The organism is Listeria immobilis, from assembly GCF_014322765.1.
In the GTDB taxonomy this organism is placed as follows: domain Bacteria; phylum Bacillota; class Bacilli; order Lactobacillales; family Listeriaceae; genus Listeria; species Listeria immobilis.
Genome location: NZ_JAASTZ010000008.1, coordinates 139,064 through 156,931 on the forward strand (window position 1 = coordinate 139,064; position 17,868 = coordinate 156,931).

The window sequence follows — 17,868 nt, forward strand, 5'->3', positions numbered from 1 at the left end:
GGCAATAATATGTTGGAATTTGACACTAGTTCAGAAAGTTTAGCAACAATAAAAGTAATCGGTGTTGGCGGCGGCGGAAACAATGCTGTAAACCGTATGATTGAGCATGGCGTTCAAGGTGTAGAGTTTATCTCAGTAAATACAGATGCACAAGCGCTTAATTTAGCAAAAGCAGAAACAAAATTACAAATCGGTACAAAATTAACGCGTGGTTTAGGAGCGGGTGCTGTACCTGAAATTGGTAAAAAAGCCGCAGAAGAAAGTCGCGAACAAATTGAAGAAGCTTTAAAAGGCGCTGATATGGTATTTGTCACTGCTGGAATGGGTGGAGGAACAGGAACGGGAGCTGCTCCAGTTATCGCTCAAATCGCCAAAGAAATGGGCGCATTAACAGTTGGTGTTGTAACTCGTCCGTTCGGTTTTGAAGGTCCCAAACGTACAAAACAAGCTCTAACAGGAACAGAAGCAATGAAAGAAGCAGTAGATACATTAATTGTTATTCCAAATGATCGTCTACTTCAAATTGTTGATAAAAATACACCAATGCTTGAAGCTTTCCGTGAAGCAGATAATGTTTTACGTCAAGGTGTTCAAGGTATTTCAGACTTAATCGCTGTACCAGGTTTAATTAACTTAGACTTTGCTGATGTAAAAACAATTATGACGAATCGTGGTTCTGCGTTGATGGGAATTGGGATTGCGACAGGTGAAAATCGTGCCGCAGAAGCAGCGAAAAAAGCTATTTCGTCTCCACTTCTTGAAACTTCTGTGGATGGTGCAAAAGGTGTCCTAATGAATATTACTGGTGGATCTAACCTTAGTCTTTATGAAGTACAAGAAGCTGCAGAAATCGTATCTAGTGCATCTGACGAAGATGTTAATATGATTTTTGGTTCTGTTATTAATGACGAACTAAAAGATGAACTTATTGTCACAGTAATTGCCACTGGATTTGATGAAACGAAGCAAGCGCAACAACAAGCGCAAGTAAATCGTCGTCCAAACCAATCTATTCAAGTAAATCGTCCAAGCTATGCAGTACAAGAAGAACCACAAACTGATTATGCGCAAACTGCACCACAACAAGCAAATAATCCGGTTCATGAACAACCAGCGGAACCACAACAAAATAGTTCAGACGTGGATGTACCAGCATTTATCCGTAACCGTAATCGTCGCGGATAATTCTTATAACAGAAATTACACCCGGCCGCTTTTTGTATTCTGAGTGACCGGGTATCTGATTATAACAAGAAGCGTTTTAAAAAAAGGGCTTCGGGAATTATATAAGGTGATAAAACAAATGACAAAACAAACAAATTTAGAAAAAGTAACCAAACAAATCGAGCTTGCTTGTGCAAAAAGTAATCGTAGTCAAGCAGAAGTGACACTGGTTGCTGTAACAAAAACGATTGAAGCAACGGAAATGATGGAATTATATCATTTAGGTATTCGCCATTTTGGTGAAAATCGTGCAGATGTATTTCTTGAAAAAACAGCACAATTTGCAGATAAAGACGATATTTGTTGGCATTACATTGGCTCTTTGCAAACACGTAAAGTAAAAGATGTATTGCCAAAAATAAATTATTTGCATTCACTTGACCGAGTTTCTCTTGCGAAAGAAATCGAAAAACGAGCGACGAAATCGGTGAAATGTTTTTTACAAGTGAATATTTCAGGTGAAGAAAGCAAACATGGTTTTTCCACTGAAGAGGCGTTTTCATTTGTACAAGAAGCAAATTTTCAATTCATTGAGATTGTTGGATTGATGACAATGGCACCTATTACAAATAGTGAACAAGAGCTGCATCACGTATTTCATGAGTTAAAGCATTTGCAGCAAGAAATTCATGCGCTTCAGTTAAAAAACATTCCTTGTACAGAGTTATCCATGGGGATGACTCAGGACTTCGGAGTAGCGATTACAGAAGGTGCTACATTTATACGAGTAGGAAGAGCTTTGGTGAGTGACGAAAATATGGAGGTGTAACAAATGGGACTATCGAATAAATTTAAGTCTTTCTTTTTCTTAGATGAAGAGGAAGAATATTATGAAGAAGAAGTAGCGAGGGAACCAGAACCAATGCAAAAGAAAACGAAGAAAGAAAAACCAAGTAAAAATCGTTTCTATGCTGTGGAAGAAGAGGATGCGAAGGTGGTTAGTATGCAGGGAGCTCAGTATTCTAGTCGAATGGTACTCGCAGAACCGCGTGTATATGCAGAAGCCCAAGAACTAGCAGATTACTTAAAAGAATATAAAACGGTTGTTGTTAACTTACAACGCATTAGCCATGACCAAGCGACACGTATTGTGGACTTTTTAAGTGGAACAGTATATGCGTTAGGTGGAGATATCCAACGTGTGGGAAATAATATTTTCTTATGTACCCCAGACAATGTAGAAGTGGATGGCTCTATTTCTGAAATGCTCGATGAACAAAACTTTATGTGATGAATTAGAGGTGTAAACTAGATTGCAAAGTATTTTATATCAAGTGGTGGAAGTTGTTTTATTCATTATCAGATGGTTGCCAACCTTAATGTTTATTTATTTCTTAATGAGTTGGTTTCCAGGGGCAAGAGAATCAAAAATTGGTCGATTTTTAGCTCGTATTTTCGAACCGATTTTAGAACCATTTAGGAGGATTATTCCGCCGATTGGTATGTTTGACATCTCATCTTTAATTGCTTATTTTATTTTCCAATACGCAATGAGAGTTTTAACAAGTTTAATCCAAGTTTATGTTGTTCCAATGCTGTTCTAAAAAGCACACCCGTCTTCAAATGGGTGGCTTTTTTTTGAATAAATAAGCAGTAGTGGGATAGAAGCAGTCATTTTCATGGTATAATAGGGCTAAAGACTTGGGACGGATTGAAAGGGAGAAATTATTATGGACGCAATTTATCAACATTTTCGCGCAGAAGAATACGCATTTATTGATAAGATTCTTGGTATTACGGTGCAAGTGGAGAATGAGTATACACCACAATTAACGGATTTTTTAGATCCTAGACAACGTTATATAACGGAGACAATTATTGGCGGTTATGAGCAAATTAAAGTTCAGTTTTTTGGTGGAGTAGAACATGCTGAACGGCGTCGCGCACTGATTTATCCAGATTATTATACACCAACAGAAGCTGATTTTGAGATTGCGTTATTTCATATTCGCTATCCAGTGAAATTTACCACATTAACACATCAAAAAATTCTTGGGACGCTAATGTCACTTGGTATGAAACGAGATATTTTTGGGGATATTTTAAATAATGGAACGGAATGGCAGCTTTTAGTAGAAAGTAATATGAAAGATTATTTAACTTTACAATTAGAAAAAATTGGCAAAGTTAATGTGATGTTAGAGGAAACCAATTTAACAGAAGCAGTTTTTACACCTATTGATTGGGAAGATATTGGGATGACTGTTTCTAGTATGCGACTTGATGTGATCATTAGCAACGCGCATCATATTTCTAGGCAGAAAGCAAAACAAATAATTGTGGCAGGTCTGGCAAAAGTAAACTGGAAAACAGTAGAGAATCCTGATTTTGAATGTGAGCAAGAAGATGTATTGTCGGTTCGTGGTTACGGGCGGGTGAAAATTTTAGAAATTGCTGGTAGGACGAAAAAAGATAAAATCCGCATAGAGATTGGCTATATAAAATAAGAAAACGAAAGCTTCCAGTTATGGTGGCTTTCGTTTTCTTTTTTAACTAAGTTGGAGCATTCGTTCTAATGCTTTTAAGGCGAATTTGGTTGTCTGCTCATCCACTTTAATTTGATTTCTTTTTTCATTATTTTGAATGGATTCGAGTGTCCAAAGTAGATGGGGTAAATCTATTCTATTCATGGTCATGCACGGACACATAAATGGATTTAAGGAAGCAATTTTCTTATCAGGATTTTCTTGTATAATTCGACCGACTAGATTCGCTTCTGTACCTATTGCCCACTCTGTACCAGGCGCGGCATTACTTATCTCTGTCACAATTTTTTTTGTTGAACCAAAATCATCTGCTAAAGAAACAACTTCATGCGTGCATTCCGGATGAACGATAATCCGCATATTTGGTGAGTTTTTACGGATGGTTTTAATATTTTTAACAGTGAAATGTTGATGAACGGAACAATAGCCTTTCCAGAGAATCACTTTACAATCTTCTAAATTACCTTCGTATTCCAGCTTGTTTTTTATAGGATCCCAGATAGCCATGGCATCAAGTGGAATACCAAGTTCAAAAGCTGTATTACGACCTAGATGCTGGTCAGGAAGAAAAAAGATTCGTTCTTTTTGCTCCAAAGCCCACGCAACTATTGTGGCGGCGTTGCTAGAGGTAACAGTTGTTCCACCATATTCGCCAACAAATGATTTGATCGCCGCAGTTGAATTAATATAGGTGACAGGGAGAATGGTGTCACCAAACAGATTTTGTAGAATTGGCCAAGCGTTTGTTAATTGATGAATATCGGCCATATCAGCCATGGAACAACCAGCGCGCATATCTGGCAAAGTTACCATTTGCTCGTTTGTTGTTAGCATGTCAGCAGTTTCGGCCATAAAATGAACGCCACAAAAGACAATATGCTTGGCTTGTTTATTACTAGCTGCTATTTGCGCTAATTGTAGAGAGTCACCAATCGCATCAGCAAACGGGACAACTTCATCTTTTTGGTAATGATGGCAGGGGATAAAAAGGTCTTCTCCGAGTTGTTGCTTAATTTCCATCACGCGGTTTGCCATTTCAGCTTTGGACATTAATTTATAATGTTCTGGCATAGTATCACTTTTTACTGTCTTTAGTAAATTCAATTTTTTAGTCCTCCTTGGCTATTAAAGCTAATATCAAGTGCACGTACAGAATGAGTTAACGATCCTAAAGAGATATAGTTAACACCACAGTTTTGGTACTTAGAGATATTATTTAGAGTAATATTGCCAGATACTTCGGTTGTAATATGATTTGGGACAAGTGCTACCAATTTTTTGATTTCTGCTGGTGTTTGATTATCAAACATAATAATGTCTGCGCCAGCTTGGACTGCTTCGGTTACTTGGGTTGCATTTTCAGTTTCTACTTCTATTTTTACCATATGTCCAAGTTTAGCACGCACATTGGTTATTGCCTCCGTTATGCCGCCAGAGAACGCAATATGGTTATCTTTTAACATAACGCCATCAAATAGACCATTCCGATGATTAAAGCCACCACCGACCTTTACGGCATACTTATCGAAGACTCGCAGACCAGGCGCTGTTTTTCGGGTGTCACAAATTCGAATCGAGGGGTCAGCTAGTTTTTTTAATGCGAGGTTAGTCTGGGTAGCGATACCACTCATTCGCTGCATTAAGTTTAAAATAACACGTTCAGCAGTTAGAAGCGTGCGTACTGGTGCTGTTACTACACCAATAATTTCGCCTGCTTGAATAAAGTCGCCATCTTGTTTGTAGGGCTTATAATCAAATTTGCCATCAAGAAGTTGATAGGCTATTCTAGGGATTTCAACACCACACAAAATGCCAGTTTCTTTTGCGAGAAAAACACCTTCCCCCATAATTGTATAATCAAAAATACTATCAGCGGTTATATCGTATTGTCCAATGTCTTCTAATAAAAAACCTTGAATTGCTTGCTTTATAAGTATTGGATTCATTTTGTTACTCCTTCTAAAATTCGATGTGCACCGAGACTTTCTGTGCGTTTTAGAGCGCTAGTTGCGATGAGTTTTGCAACTAGAAGCATATTGCTTATTTCGGCTTCTTCACATGTGCCGTTTGCCTGTTCAAAATGATTTGTCCAGTGTAGAAATTCTGTTAATTTTTCTTCAGTTCTCGTAATGCCTAATGCTATTCCGATTTTTTCTTGGAGTTGTTGCTTATCTGGTAAAGGATGTGCTAATAAATGTTTTGTAGGAGCGGGTGTAACTGATTGATTTCGTTTTTTTGCAGGATTTGCTTGGATATATGCAGCGACTTTCTCCCCAAAAACAAGTGTTTCAAGTAGCGAATTACTAGCTAGCCGATTTGCTCCGTGGACACCGGTATTGGCAACTTCACCAATTGCGTATAGTCCTTTAATATTTGTTTTGCCGTGAAGATCCGTCCGAACGCCTCCCATTAAAAAATGTGCCCCTGGATGAACTGGAATTCGTTTTGTTTTACGAAAAGGGACTTGATGATTATCTAAACTAGCCGAAATTCCAGGGAAACGGGATTCAAAGTTTTTTACCGCTGTAATTTCAAGGAAAATTAGTTCCCCCTGAGCGATTTCATTAGCTAGTGTTGCGGACACAATATCTCGCGGAGCAAGGTCAAGTAGTGGATGAACGCCTTCCATAATGGCGGTTCCATTTTCGCGAATAAGTTTTGCTCCTTCTCCGCGCACAGCCTCTGAAATAAGTCCATGGCAATGACCATCTATAAAAAGTAATGTTGGATGAAATTGAATAAACTCCATATCAGATAATGTAGCACCAGCATTTAAAGCAAGCGCTAGACCATCTCCTGATATAGTTTTAGCGTTTGTAGTAACCGGGAAAAGCTGACCTAATCCTCCAGTTGCTAAAATGATATGCTCTCCGTAATAGTTATGTAACTGATTATTGCTATCTAAACAACAAACACCAACTGCTTGATGATCTTGTTTTATAATTTGGATGGCCATCTCTTGTTCGCGCCACTGAACAGCTGTTAGTTGATTTTGTATAAAAGTAGTAAGAACTTTCCCTGTTTGATCACCGCCAGCATGCAATATTCGTGGCATTTGATGAGCGCCTTCTAATCCTAATAAAAACTCCCCATTTTGTTGGTCAAATGTCATGCCTTCTTTAATAAGTTTTTGAATGACAATTGGTCCATAAGTGGTAAGTTCGCAAACTGCAAGTGGTTTGTTATGATAACAGCCAGCTTGAAAAGTATCGCGAAAGTGTTTTTTAGGAGAGTCATCTTTTGTTATTGCTGCTGCAACGCCACCTTGTGCTAACATCGAATTGCTTTCTTGTTTAGTTCCTTTTGTGATTATCGTCACATCATAATCCTGCATTAAGCGAAGTGCTGCAAGACTACCTGCAATACCACTTCCAATAATGATGATGCGTTCTTTTTTCATATTTTCCACCTCTTGCATAGTAGGGTCGATTAATTGTATACTTTTACAATGAATATACAGTTGTCTTGTCATCTATAATCACACAAAATCCAACTTAATTCAAGCATAAAATTTCAGGAGGTAAAAAAGATGATTTATTTTGACCATGCTGCAACGACACAAATTAGTGATGCTGCGTTAAAAGTTTTTGTAGATGCATCAAAAGATTTCTTTGCTAATTCAGAAAGTTTGCATGATGCAGGGACTAAGGTGGCGACACTGTTAGAGCGATGCCGAGAAAACTTTGCAACATTATTGAATGTTCCAGCAAGAGGAATTATATTTACAAGTGGCGGAACAGAAAGTAATCAAATTGCAATTCAAACTTTATTACATACTAGTAAGAAAAAAGAAGTATTAGTTAGTCCGCTTGAGCATGCTTCGATATGGCAGCAATTAGAAACACTAGAACGAGAAGGAAAATGTGAGATTCGTTTGTTACCTGTAGGAAAAAATGGGCAGGTGAATCCGACTAATTTAGCCAATATGATTTCTAAAAATACCGCGTTAGTAATTATTCAACATGTAAACTCGGAAATAGGAACCATCCAACCCATTGCAAAATTAGCGCAAATTGCGAAAAATGCCGGGGTTCCATTTCATACGGATATTGTTCAATCATTTGGGAAAATTAATGTAGATTTAACGGATGTAACTAGTTTTAGCATTTCTTCGCATAAAATATATGGGCCAAAAGGGGTGGGCTTACTTTTTATTAGACCAGATTTCCCTTTTCAAGCTATACTAGTAGATGTACATCATGAATTTGGCTTTCGGGCGGGCACTGTGAATGTCCCAGCAATTGCTGCTTTTACAATAGCTGCCTATGATATAATAAAAACTAGAGAAAAAGAAGCCCAGCGAATTAGTAACTTAAAAAAGGCGATTTGTTCCGCATTAACAAAACAAGTTACGATAGAGGGCGGACCAAATACATCCCCGTTTATTTTGGGACTAACCTTACCTAATATGCAGGGACAAGAGGCTTTGCTTGCCTTAAATGAAGCAGATATTCAAATTTCAACGACAAGTGCATGTAGCATACGTGATGCAAAACCATCCAGAACCTTACTTGCTATGATGAAAACGGAGGAAGAAGCAAGTCGCTTTATCCGTTTATCTTTTGGAAAAGAAAATGAATTAAAAGATAGTTTGATTTTTAACGAAGAAATGGCAAAATTACTAAGAAAAAGGTGATAAAATGAAAAAAATACTTGGTGATGAGCGTAGACATTTGATTTTAAATTGGTTAAAAGAAGCAGATTCGCCTATTTCTGGAAATCAACTTGCGAGTAGAACCAATGTAAGTCGACAAGTAATCGTACAAGATATTTCCTTACTTAAAGCGGGAAATGAACCAATAATGGCTACACCACAAGGATATATTTACGCAAAGGAGACAAGTTTTTCAGGAGAGCGACGAGTTATCGCCGTTAAACATACAAAAGAACAGATAGCCGAAGAATTAACTATATTAGTTGATCACGGGATTACAGTGGTGGACGTGATTGTGGATCATCCAATTTACGGCGAAATTACTGCTTCACTCCATTTGAAAAACCGTTTTGATGTAGAAAAATTTGTTAAAAAATTGCAGACTACGGGAGCAACAATGCTATCTGGATTAACTGATGGAACGCATTTACATACAATTGAAGCAGATACATCGGAACAAATTGAGCAGGCTATTCAAGTACTTGGTAAAGCCGGATTTTTAATCTAGCGTTTTTTCAATATAAATTCTAGGAAAAAGCCAGTATCTATGTTAGAATGTATGTTAGGTATTTATAAACAAAAAGTCGTATGGAGGTGCTAAATATGCCATTATCGCCGCTGGATATACATAACAAAGAGTTTACCCGTGGTTTTAGAGGTTATGACGAAGATGAAGTAAATGACTTCCTCGATCAAATCATTAAAGATTATGAACAAGTAATTAAAGAGAAAAAGCGTATTGAGGACACTTTAAATAATAGTGAAGAACGTCTAGGTCATTTTACCAACATTGAAGAAACATTAAACAAATCATTAATCGTCGCACAGACAGCTGCTGAAGAAGTGAAGGCTTCCGCTGAAAAAGAAGCAAAACTTATTATTCGTGAAGCAGAAAAAAATGCCGACCGAATTTTAAGCGACTCGCTTTCAAAAGCTAGAAAAATTGCGATTGAAATTGAAGACTTAAAACGTCAATCCAAAGTATTCCGTGAGCGTTTACGGATGTTAGTGGAAGCACAAATGGATTTGATTAAAAGTGAAGATTGGCAACAAATGATGGCTTATGATGTAGATGCAACAGAACTAGCATCTATTAAAGAAGTGGAACAGACTGAATCTGAAGAACGTTAAAAACGATAATTAGAGACAAGTATATTTTTTAGATAATGGATATGAAGCGAGTTGGTAAATGGTGCGAGACCAGCTATCCTCTAAAAAGTAGAAATCACTCTTTAGTTCTAACCCGAAAGAGCAATCGCTTGAGTAAGTGTTAGCGCGAGCCAGCGTTATGGCCTAAATGAAGTGGACAGGCAGATTAGATGCATGTCAACAAGGGTGGTACCGCGAATCTCGTCCCTTTTTGGGAGAGATTTTTTTTGCGTTTAAAAATAACAATTTGAAGGAGAAGAAAACATGGAATATAAAGATACTTTATTAATGCCAAAAACAGATTTTCCAATGCGTGGCAATTTGCCAAATAAAGAGCCTGAGTGGCAAGCAAAATGGGAAGAAGAAAAACTATACGAAAAAATTCAAGAAAAAAATGCAGGACGTCCAAGCTATATCTTACATGATGGCCCTCCGTATGCGAACGGAGAGCTTCATATGGGGCACGCTTTAAATAAAACAATTAAAGATATTATCGTTCGTTATAAATCAATGGCTGGCTTCCGTTCACCGTATGTACCTGGTTGGGATACGCACGGACTTCCAATTGAAACAGCGATTGCTAAAAAAGGTGTAAAGCGTAAAGAAATGTCTGTTGCTGAATTCCGTAAGCTTTGTGCTGAATATGCTATGACTCAAGTAGATGGTCAGCGCGCTGGCTTCAAACGTTTAGGTATTAGTGGCGATTGGGAAAATCCATATATCACAATGTTGCCAGAATACGAAGCAGAACAAATTAAAGTCTTCGGTGAGATGGCAAAAAAAGGTTATATCTATAAAGGGAAAAAACCAGTTTATTGGTCTCCTTCTAGTGAATCTGCGCTTGCTGAAGCTGAAATTGAATATAAAGATAAAAAATCAGCTTCTATCTTTGTTACTTTTAAAGTGATAGATGGTAAAGGTGTGCTAGAAACTGGAACAAACATTGTTATTTGGACAACAACGCCATGGACAATTCCAGCAAACCTAGGAATCACAGTGAATCCAGATTTAGAATATGTAGTGCTAGAATCTGATGGCGAAAAATATGTAGTTGCGGAGGCTCTTTTACCTGGACTGCGTGAAAAACTTGGCTTTGAAGATGTTGTTGTTCTTAAAACAGTGCGTGGTTCTGAACTTGATCGTATCACTGCAAAACATCCATTTTATGACCGTGAATCCTTAGTAATGAACGGGGAACATGCGACTGCTGAAGCTGGGACTGGTGCGGTTCATACGGCTCCAGGACACGGGGAAGATGACTTTTTAATTGGTAAAAAATATAACTTAGATGTATTAGCTCCACTAGATGATCGTGGTGTGTTTACAGATGAAGCACCTGGATTTGAAGGCGTATTTTATGATACAGCAAACAAAATGGTTACAGAAAAACTAGAAGAAGTAGGCGCATTACTAAAACTAGAATTTATTACTCACTCCTATCCACATGATTGGCGTACGAAAAAACCAGTCATTTTCCGTGCAACTGCCCAATGGTTTGCTTCTATTGATGCTTTCCGTGATGATTTACTAGAAGCAGTGAAAAGTGTAAACTGGACTCCAGCATGGGGAGAAACTCGTTTATTTAATATGGTTCGTGACCGCGGTGATTGGGTAATTTCTCGTCAACGTGCATGGGGCGTACCGCTACCTATTTTTTATGCGGAAAATGGAGAAGCGATTATCACTGATGAAACAATAAGTCATATCTCTGACTTATTCCGTGAACATGGATCGAATGTTTGGTTTGAACGAGATGTGAAAGATTTGTTACCAGCTGGATTTACCCATCCTGGCAGCCCAAATGGTGAATTTACAAAAGAAACGGATATTATGGACGTATGGTTTGACTCAGGTTCTAGTCATCAGGCAGTTCTTAATGCGCGTAAAGAATTAAGTCGTCCTGCTGATTTATACATGGAAGGTTCTGACCAATATCGTGGTTGGTTCAACTCGTCATTAACAACAGCTGTTGCAATCACAGGTGAGTCCCCATACCGCAATGTGCTAAGTCATGGTTTTGCGCTTGATGGAGACGGCCGGAAAATGAGTAAATCTCTTGGCAACACAATTCTTCCTGGAAAAGTAATTAAACAACTTGGAGCAGATATTGTTCGTCTTTGGGTGGCTTCTGTAGATTATCAAGCAGACGTTCGGGTGAGTGAAGAAATTTTAAAACAAGTTTCAGAAGTATATCGCAAAATCCGTAATACAATGCGTTTTTTACTAGGAAATATTCATGATTTTGAACCAGCAAAAAATAGCGTTTCCTATGAAAACTTGCGCGAAGTTGACAAATATATGCTTATTAAATTAAATGATTTAGTAAAAAATGTGAAAGATAGCTATGAAGCCTTTGAGTTTTCGACTATTTATCACCAAATTAACAATTTCTGTACAGTAGAATTAAGCCAATTTTATCTGGATTTTGCAAAAGATGTTGTTTACATCGAAGCTATGGATATGCATGATCGTCGTGCTATGCAAACAGTCTTTTATGAATCAGTGATGACTTTAACCAAATTACTCGCACCAATTTTACCGCATACAACAGAAGAAGTATGGCATAATTTAATTGGTGAGGGAGCAGAAAGTATTCATTTACAAGATTTACCAGAAGTTAAAGTGCTAGCGGATAGTGAGGAAATTACTGCTAAATGGAGTGCCTTCATGCAAATTCGTGATAATGTCCAAAAAGCATTGGAATTTGCTCGAAATGAAAAACTAATTGGTAAATCTATGCTTGCAAAAGTGACGCTTTATGTGGATGGAGAAGCAAAAACACTCTTTGACTCACTGGAAGGCGATTTTGCACAACTATTTATTGTATCTGATTTTGAATTAGTTGAAGGGGTCGAAAATGCTCCAGAATCTGCGCTAAAAGTGAACCAAGTAGCTGTTCAAATTACCGTAGCTGAAGGGGAAACTTGTGAACGTTGTCGTGTAGTGAAAAAAGATGTTGGTGCAAATCCAAACCATCCAACACTATGTGCTCGTTGTGCTGATATTGTTGTAAAAAATTACGAAGCATAAAAAATCCGCTTGAGGAAAATCCTAGTAATTAAAAAGGGGTTTCCTCAAGCATTTTTATTTTAAAATGTGGTATTATAGACATAATTCTAAATAAAGGAGTGGCTTTGAGTAATGGCAATAATCCACTATACGAAAGTGCATGGCTCGCAAAACAGCTTTTTCTTAGTAGATGAAGAAGAAAATAATATACATGATTGGTCTGACAATGAGCGCGCTGATTTTGCAATAAAATTATGTGATAAATCGCATGCTCTTGGCGGTGCTGATGGAATATTATTTGTTGCGAAAAGTAACGAAGAGGGAACTATCGGTCAAATGAAAGTAGTTAATTCTGATGGATCCTTTGCTTCGATGTGTGGCAATGGTTTAAGAACCGTAGCTCGCTATTTACTAGAAAAACACCAATTAACAGAAGCAAAAGTGGAAACAATGAAAGCTGTTTTAGATGTAAAAAAAGCAGACTCTCTTGGATTTAATATTCCAACTTATCAAGTCGAAATCTCTCCTGTTAAGTTTACACCAGCAAGTTTGCCGATGAATTTACCAGTTGAGAAATTGATGAATCAGATTGTGCCTGAACTAGATGAAGAACTTGCTTTTTCAGCTGTCTCAGTGCCGAATCCGCATTTAATTACTTTTGTTGATCAAGCTGTGTTAGATTCCGATAAACAGCAAAAATTAGCTAGCTATTTAAATGGCGAAAATCCATTTTTTCCTGATGGCGTAAATGTTAGTTTTGTCAAAAGATTAAACGATAATGCTATCTATGTACGAACTTTTGAACGTGGTGTTGGTTTTACAAATGCCTGTGGAACAGCAATGTCTGCTTCTAGCCTAATTAAAAAAATGTTGGACAATGATCCACTTGAAACACCGCTTAATGTATATAATGACGGCGGAAGAGTTCAAGTTACTGCAAAAGAAGATATAACAGGAGAACTATCATTGCAATTGATTGGAAATGCTACTTTTGTAAGTAGTGGAACATTGAGCTATGACGAGGAAGAAGTAATAGCTTTAACAAATGAAAACACATCCGAACAAGCTAACTATACGCAACTTGCAGAAGAAGTAAAACAATTTTTAAAAACAACAGAATGAAAAGGAGTTAGTCATGAACACAAATCGAAAAAAAGCAACACCGCTATTTGTTATCGGCGGATTTTGTCTTATTTTATTTATTACAATTGCCTCAGCTATTGCTATAGAAAGTAACTGGGTAGCACGTTTTGATTTAAATTGGATTGAAAAAATTCGCGGTGGAATTCAACCAGATAAAACTTCCATTGTAAAATTAGTAACCCATCTTGGAAGCGCAGAGACAACGATTATCCTAACTATTATCGTCGTTTTAGTTCTATTCTTTTTACGCAAATTTGTCGTTGGTCTTTGGTTTGGCGGAACAATGTTAGTTTGTGGTGTGATACTAAATCTGGCTTTAAAAAGCTTAGTTGCTCGTAATCGCCCAGCTGGCATTAATTGGTTGATTAGTGAATCAGGTTTTAGTTTCCCAAGTGGACATGCGACAGCCACTGCCGTTTTTTACGGACTGGCAGGTTTATTTTTAATTTTTACGGTTCCTAAGATTTGGCAAAAAATCGTTATTGGAATTATTGCCTATGGTTTTATTTTATTTGTTATGTATACACGTGTTTATCTTGGAGTTCACTTCCCAACGGATGTACTCGGTGGGTTCTTCCTAGGAACAGCATCTGTATGTATTTCACTCGGAGTTTATTTTGTTGTTCGTAAACCGTTACATAACTTACTTGTGAAATGGCGCATTAAAGATAGAAGTATTATCGAATAAAAAGAAATCCTGCTATGAGTAAATTCGCTTATAGCAGGGTTTTTCACTTAGTAGACTGAATAATCTATTTTGTAACCGTGTGGCTTTTTCACTTGATTTATTTAGCAGATGGCGTTAATATATAAGTGTTGAAGCAAGCTGGTTTACGTATTATCAAGGGTATTGATTTCGATGAGTACATTTGATAATATGTGAATTTTGTAATTGAAAATGAAGTTAGCTTGTTGTTAACACGTTTTTCGTTAGTAAAAGAAACATATTAAGAAAATTTTTTGGAGGTTTGTGAAATATGCAAACAGGAACAGTAAAATGGTTTAACAGTGAAAAAGGCTTTGGTTTCATCGAAGTAGAAGGCGGAGATGATGTATTCGTACACTTCAGCGCTATCGAAGGTGAAGGATTCAAAACTTTAGACGAAGGTCAAAGCGTTGAATTTGAAATCGTTGAAGGTCAACGTGGCCCACAAGCAGAAAAAGTGACTAAACTTTAATTTGCTTACGTTAAACAAGTAAAACACTCAGCAGACTTCTTAGGGAGAAGTTTTGCTGAGTGTTTTTTTTACGCTAAATGAACTCGGTAGGTTTTAATTTCAAATGGAGTGATTGGAAAAGTTTGGCTTTGTTGTTCTGTTTCATTTTCTTCCAATAAATTACATTCGATCATGGTTGTAATGTCATAGTCACTCGTTAATGTCACTTCTCCGTGCGTACCAGCAAATTCATGTAAACGAACAATAATCCCGTCGCCATCTTCTGCTTGTTTCACACTATCAATCATCACGTAGGGGTTGCTCACTTGGAAAAGGGAAAAGGACGCTACTGCTCCATTAGAGGTGAAAATTGGGTTATTAAGTTCCCAAGCAGCTTTTACTGTTTCCCCGTCAAGGAAATCACCTCTGTGTGGATAAAGCGAATAGGTGAATTTTTGGATACCTAAATCTGCATGCGTATCCGGATAACCAGCTGCTTTAAGTAAAGTTAAACGGATAGTAGAATCTTTAATATCATAGCCGTATTTTGATTCATTTAACAAACTAACCCCATAATTTTTCTCAGATAAATCGGCCCATTGATGTGCAACTGTTTCAAACCTGGCGTAATCCCAGCTTGTATTCCAGTGGGTAGGACGTTTAACATTGCCAAACTGAATATCATAACTAGCTTCACTTGCATGAACTGATACTGGAAAAGCAACTTTAAGCAATTGGTTTCGATCTTGCCAATCCACCTCTGTTTCAAAACGAATTTCCGGACTATCATGATAAAAATGAATAAGCTGTGTGATTTGAGATTTTTCAGAGTGAAGTATTTGTTTTATCGTTAGTCGAAGCGGTCCGTTTTCTACTAGTTCAAAAGAGTTTAGGTTAGTAATTTCTATTTGTTTTTCCTGATAAAATAAATCAATATCCCAAGCATCGTGCCACATAGGTTTATCTTCAAACAACTGGAAAACATTACCACGAGCATTTTTCGCTAAAACTTGGCGATTATTTTTTTTATCAAAAATCGATGTAAATTGACCTTGTTCATTCCAGCTAATTTGATAAAAATTGGTTTCCAGTTGTTTATTAGTATAGTTAAAAGAAGATTTTTCTAACATTGTGGATGTTTTCCTAACTGAAATACTAGCTGCTCCAAGTGCGGGAAGAGCGGGATGTTGGATAAGCCACTGTCCACTTGCTAATTTTTGCGCTGGCAGTGGTGAATTTGTTTCATCAAAAAATGCCAATGATTCGGATGTGTTTTCTGGTGTAATCTCAATATAGCGAGCACCTGACCAAGTAGAGCTATTCCAAAGTGTTATTTTTTCTTGCTCTGTAGTTGTTAAATGTGTAAGTTGTTCGTGGATAAGCGTCGTATTTTTTGTCATTGCTTCTGTGTATTCAAGAAAAGCATCTTCATAAACTTCTTTGATAGACGAGCCAGGAATAATATCATGAAATTGGTTTCGCAATAAAATTTGCCAAATATTAGCTAATTTTTCTGCTGGATAGCGCATTCCTTGTTTTAAATTTGTAAGTACTGAGAGCCATTCGCTATTTCTAAGCGCAAGTTCAATTTTACGGTTCATTTTTTTAGTAAAGGCTTGGCTCGTATAAGTTCCGCGGTGATATTCAAAGTAAAGTTCACCATTCCAAGTGTGAACATATTGATCGGTTGTTGCGATAGTTTGATGTAAGTCATGGAAATAATCTGTAGCACTTTTTGGTTTTACTTCTGGAATTCCGGGCATGTTATTATAGCGACGACGCATTTCAAGCATTTCCCGGTTTACTCCGCCACCCCCGTCTCCATAGCCATAAGCCAGTAAAAGTTCCTGATTAATATCTTTGTCTTGATATTTTGTCCAAAGTCCAGCAAGCTCGCGAGCAGTCATTTTGCCATTATAAGTGGAAATGGAGCTGTTTTTTTCAGGAGCCGTTATAAAATGGGTTAGTATTTCTGTTCCATCAATCCCGCGCCACTGAAAAGTATCATGCGGCATTCGATTGTACTGGTTCCAACTTATTTTAGTAGTCATAAATGTTTTAATGCCCGATTTACGAAGGATTTGTGGTAAAGCCCAACTATAACCAAATACATCAGGTAACCATAAAAAGCTGGAGGGTTTCCCAAATTCTTCACGTAAAAACTTTTGACCATAAAGTATTTGGCGAACTAAAGATTCTCCGCTTGGGATATTGCAATCAGCTTCAAGCCACATACCGCCATCTGCTTCCCATGCACCATCATTAATTTTTGTTTTGATTTTTTCATAAATTTCTGGATAGTCTTCTTTTAGATAAGCATAAAGTTGTGGTTGTGATTGTAAAAATAAATATTCTGGATAATCCTCCATTAAATGAAGTACCGTTGAAAAGGAACGTGCGGCTTTTTCGCGAGTATGTTTTAAACGCCAAAGCCAAGCAACATCAATATGCGTATGTCCAACTGCCGCTACTTTGATAGGAAAGTTTTTTGGTATCGTTTTTATTTCATTTTGAAGGAGCTGGTTTGCGTTTTCCATGGATGCGATATTTTTCTCGGAGCCAGGGACAGCCCAATCAATCGCTAAATAAGTACGATTAACTGCATGCAGGAGACTGGCATAGCTTGGATTATTTTCTTCTAATACATCTAAAGTTTTAAGTGCTGCCTTACTAGTAAAATATAAATCGTCTATCGCTAAGTTTAAATAGCCAATAAATGCTTCTTTTAACTGATGTGTTTGTACGGTTGGAGCGCCCCCTCCTTCAAGACCAGACCATAGGCGAAAAGTAAGTTCTATGGTTGTTCCGGCAAATTTATCTGGAAAAAGTACTTCTTGGTGATTTTGATCCACACCTTGGAATGGTTTTCCATTAACAAATAATAAAGATTCAAAGCCAGAATTATGACCATCCCCCGTGTTTCCAAAATCAAAGTAACCGATTAAAGGAACTGCCACTATAATTAGATGCAATTAAAAAAGAGCACCTCAAATTTAGTAAAATAAATTTGGAGGTGTTTTCTAATGACAAAACATAAATATTATTC

Annotated in this window: 15 protein-coding genes, 1 pseudogene and 1 other annotated feature; of the genes and pseudogenes, 12 read left to right on the forward strand and 4 right to left on the reverse strand. The window is 37.3% G+C overall.

Translation table 11 applies throughout. The features are described from left to right. Positions 1 to 9: 9 nt before the first annotated feature. The 5 genes from ftsZ (at position 10) to HCJ50_RS08110 (ending at position 3,671) form a co-directional block, all read left to right on the forward strand. On the forward strand, positions 10 to 1,185 hold the full coding sequence (gene ftsZ / locus HCJ50_RS08090) for a cell division protein FtsZ (protein WP_185346247.1): 1,176 nt from the start codon (positions 10 to 12) through the stop codon (positions 1,183 to 1,185). Positions 1,186 to 1,303: 118 nt separating this feature from the next. Continuing rightward, positions 1,304 to 1,993, forward strand: coding sequence for a YggS family pyridoxal phosphate-dependent enzyme (locus HCJ50_RS08095; RefSeq protein WP_185346248.1), 690 nt, complete (start codon positions 1,304 to 1,306; stop codon positions 1,991 to 1,993). 3 nt (positions 1,994 to 1,996) lie between these two features. After that, entirely contained in the window at positions 1,997 to 2,455 is a 459-nt protein-coding gene (locus HCJ50_RS08100; protein ID WP_185346249.1) for a cell division protein SepF, read from the forward strand. A gap of 22 nt (positions 2,456 to 2,477) precedes the next feature. Further along, on the forward strand, positions 2,478 to 2,768 hold the full coding sequence (locus HCJ50_RS08105) for a YggT family protein (RefSeq protein WP_185346250.1): 291 nt from the start codon (positions 2,478 to 2,480) through the stop codon (positions 2,766 to 2,768). Between the two features lie 126 nt (positions 2,769 to 2,894). Then, complete coding sequence (locus HCJ50_RS08110; RefSeq protein WP_185346251.1) at positions 2,895 to 3,671, forward strand: YlmH family RNA-binding protein; 777 nt, start codon at positions 2,895 to 2,897, stop codon at positions 3,669 to 3,671. Positions 3,672 to 3,713: 42 nt separating this feature from the next. On the opposite strand, the gene nadA is transcribed toward HCJ50_RS08110, so the two are convergent. Genes nadA through nadB form a run of 3 tightly spaced genes read right to left on the reverse strand, consistent with a single transcriptional unit; the run spans position 3,714 to position 7,110 of the window. Next, entirely contained in the window at positions 3,714 to 4,814 is a 1,101-nt protein-coding gene (gene nadA, locus HCJ50_RS08115) for a quinolinate synthase NadA (RefSeq protein ID WP_185346252.1), read from the reverse strand. After that, entirely contained in the window at positions 4,811 to 5,656 is an 846-nt protein-coding gene (gene nadC / locus HCJ50_RS08120) for a carboxylating nicotinate-nucleotide diphosphorylase (protein WP_185346254.1), read from the reverse strand. The genes nadA and nadC overlap by 4 nt, the downstream gene beginning before the upstream one ends. Then, the gene (gene nadB, locus HCJ50_RS08125) at positions 5,653 to 7,110 is read right to left on the reverse strand and encodes an L-aspartate oxidase (protein ID WP_185346256.1); all 1,458 of its coding nucleotides are present in this window, start codon (positions 7,108 to 7,110) and stop codon (positions 5,653 to 5,655) included. Before nadB ends, nadC begins: the two co-directional genes overlap by 4 nt. A 129-nt stretch (positions 7,111 to 7,239) precedes the next feature. Here nadB and HCJ50_RS08130 point away from each other — a divergent pair, with 129 nt between their 5' ends. From HCJ50_RS08130 to cspB, 7 genes are all read left to right on the forward strand, one after another. Then, positions 7,240 to 8,346, forward strand: coding sequence for a cysteine desulfurase family protein (locus HCJ50_RS08130; protein WP_185346258.1), 1,107 nt, complete (start codon positions 7,240 to 7,242; stop codon positions 8,344 to 8,346). A gap of 4 nt (positions 8,347 to 8,350) precedes the next feature. Next, a complete protein-coding gene (locus HCJ50_RS08135) occupies positions 8,351 to 8,872 on the forward strand; it encodes a transcription repressor NadR (protein WP_185346260.1) in 522 nt (173 codons plus the stop codon). Positions 8,873 to 8,967: 95 nt separating this feature from the next. Then, a complete protein-coding gene (divIVA, locus tag HCJ50_RS08140) occupies positions 8,968 to 9,495 on the forward strand; it encodes a septum site-determining protein DivIVA (protein WP_185346262.1) in 528 nt (175 codons plus the stop codon). Continuing rightward, positions 9,492 to 9,725: a binding site (T-box leader), on the forward strand. Its footprint overlaps the gene before it by 4 nt. Before the next feature lie 52 nt (positions 9,726 to 9,777). After that, complete coding sequence (ileS, locus tag HCJ50_RS08145; protein WP_185346264.1) at positions 9,778 to 12,543, forward strand: isoleucine--tRNA ligase; 2,766 nt, start codon at positions 9,778 to 9,780, stop codon at positions 12,541 to 12,543. 111 nt (positions 12,544 to 12,654) lie between these two features. Beyond that, on the forward strand, positions 12,655 to 13,644 hold the full coding sequence (gene dapF, locus HCJ50_RS08150; RefSeq protein ID WP_185346266.1) for a diaminopimelate epimerase: 990 nt from the start codon (positions 12,655 to 12,657) through the stop codon (positions 13,642 to 13,644). Between the two features lie 13 nt (positions 13,645 to 13,657). Further along, positions 13,658 to 14,353 carry a phosphatase PAP2 family protein gene (locus tag HCJ50_RS08155; RefSeq protein ID WP_185346268.1) on the forward strand — a complete coding sequence of 232 codons (696 nt, stop codon included), beginning with the start codon at positions 13,658 to 13,660 and terminating at the stop codon, positions 14,351 to 14,353. A gap of 289 nt (positions 14,354 to 14,642) precedes the next feature. After that, a complete protein-coding gene (gene cspB, locus HCJ50_RS08160; protein ID WP_003723180.1) occupies positions 14,643 to 14,843 on the forward strand; it encodes a cold-shock protein CspB in 201 nt (66 codons plus the stop codon). 68 nt (positions 14,844 to 14,911) lie between these two features. On the opposite strand, the pseudogene HCJ50_RS08165 reads toward cspB, so the two are convergent. Continuing rightward, positions 14,912 to 17,767: pseudogene (locus HCJ50_RS08165) on the reverse strand (alpha-mannosidase); the annotation flags it as partial. Positions 17,768 to 17,868 lie beyond the last annotated feature (101 nt).

Excerpts from the sequence above, each read along its gene's own strand:
- ftsZ (WP_185346247.1), top strand. The coding sequence starts at position 10 with ATGTTGGAATTTGACACTAGTTCAGAAAGTTTAGCAACAATAAAAGTA.
- HCJ50_RS08095 (WP_185346248.1), top strand. The coding sequence starts at position 1,304 with ATGACAAAACAAACAAATTTAGAAAAAGTAACCAAACAAATCGAGCTT.
- HCJ50_RS08100 (WP_185346249.1), top strand. The coding sequence starts at position 1,997 with ATGGGACTATCGAATAAATTTAAGTCTTTCTTTTTCTTAGATGAAGAG.
- HCJ50_RS08110 (WP_185346251.1), top strand. The coding sequence starts at position 2,895 with ATGGACGCAATTTATCAACATTTTCGCGCAGAAGAATACGCATTTATT.
- nadC (WP_185346254.1), bottom strand. The coding sequence starts at position 5,656 with ATGAATCCAATACTTATAAAGCAAGCAATTCAAGGTTTTTTATTAGAA.
- nadB (WP_185346256.1), bottom strand. The coding sequence starts at position 7,110 with ATGAAAAAAGAACGCATCATCATTATTGGAAGTGGTATTGCAGGTAGT.
- HCJ50_RS08130 (WP_185346258.1), top strand. The coding sequence starts at position 7,240 with ATGATTTATTTTGACCATGCTGCAACGACACAAATTAGTGATGCTGCG.
- HCJ50_RS08135 (WP_185346260.1), top strand. The coding sequence starts at position 8,351 with ATGAAAAAAATACTTGGTGATGAGCGTAGACATTTGATTTTAAATTGG.
- divIVA (WP_185346262.1), top strand. The coding sequence starts at position 8,968 with ATGCCATTATCGCCGCTGGATATACATAACAAAGAGTTTACCCGTGGT.
- ileS (WP_185346264.1), top strand. The coding sequence starts at position 9,778 with ATGGAATATAAAGATACTTTATTAATGCCAAAAACAGATTTTCCAATG.
- dapF (WP_185346266.1), top strand. The coding sequence starts at position 12,655 with ATGGCAATAATCCACTATACGAAAGTGCATGGCTCGCAAAACAGCTTT.
- HCJ50_RS08155 (WP_185346268.1), top strand. The coding sequence starts at position 13,658 with ATGAACACAAATCGAAAAAAAGCAACACCGCTATTTGTTATCGGCGGA.
- cspB (WP_003723180.1), top strand. The coding sequence starts at position 14,643 with ATGCAAACAGGAACAGTAAAATGGTTTAACAGTGAAAAAGGCTTTGGT.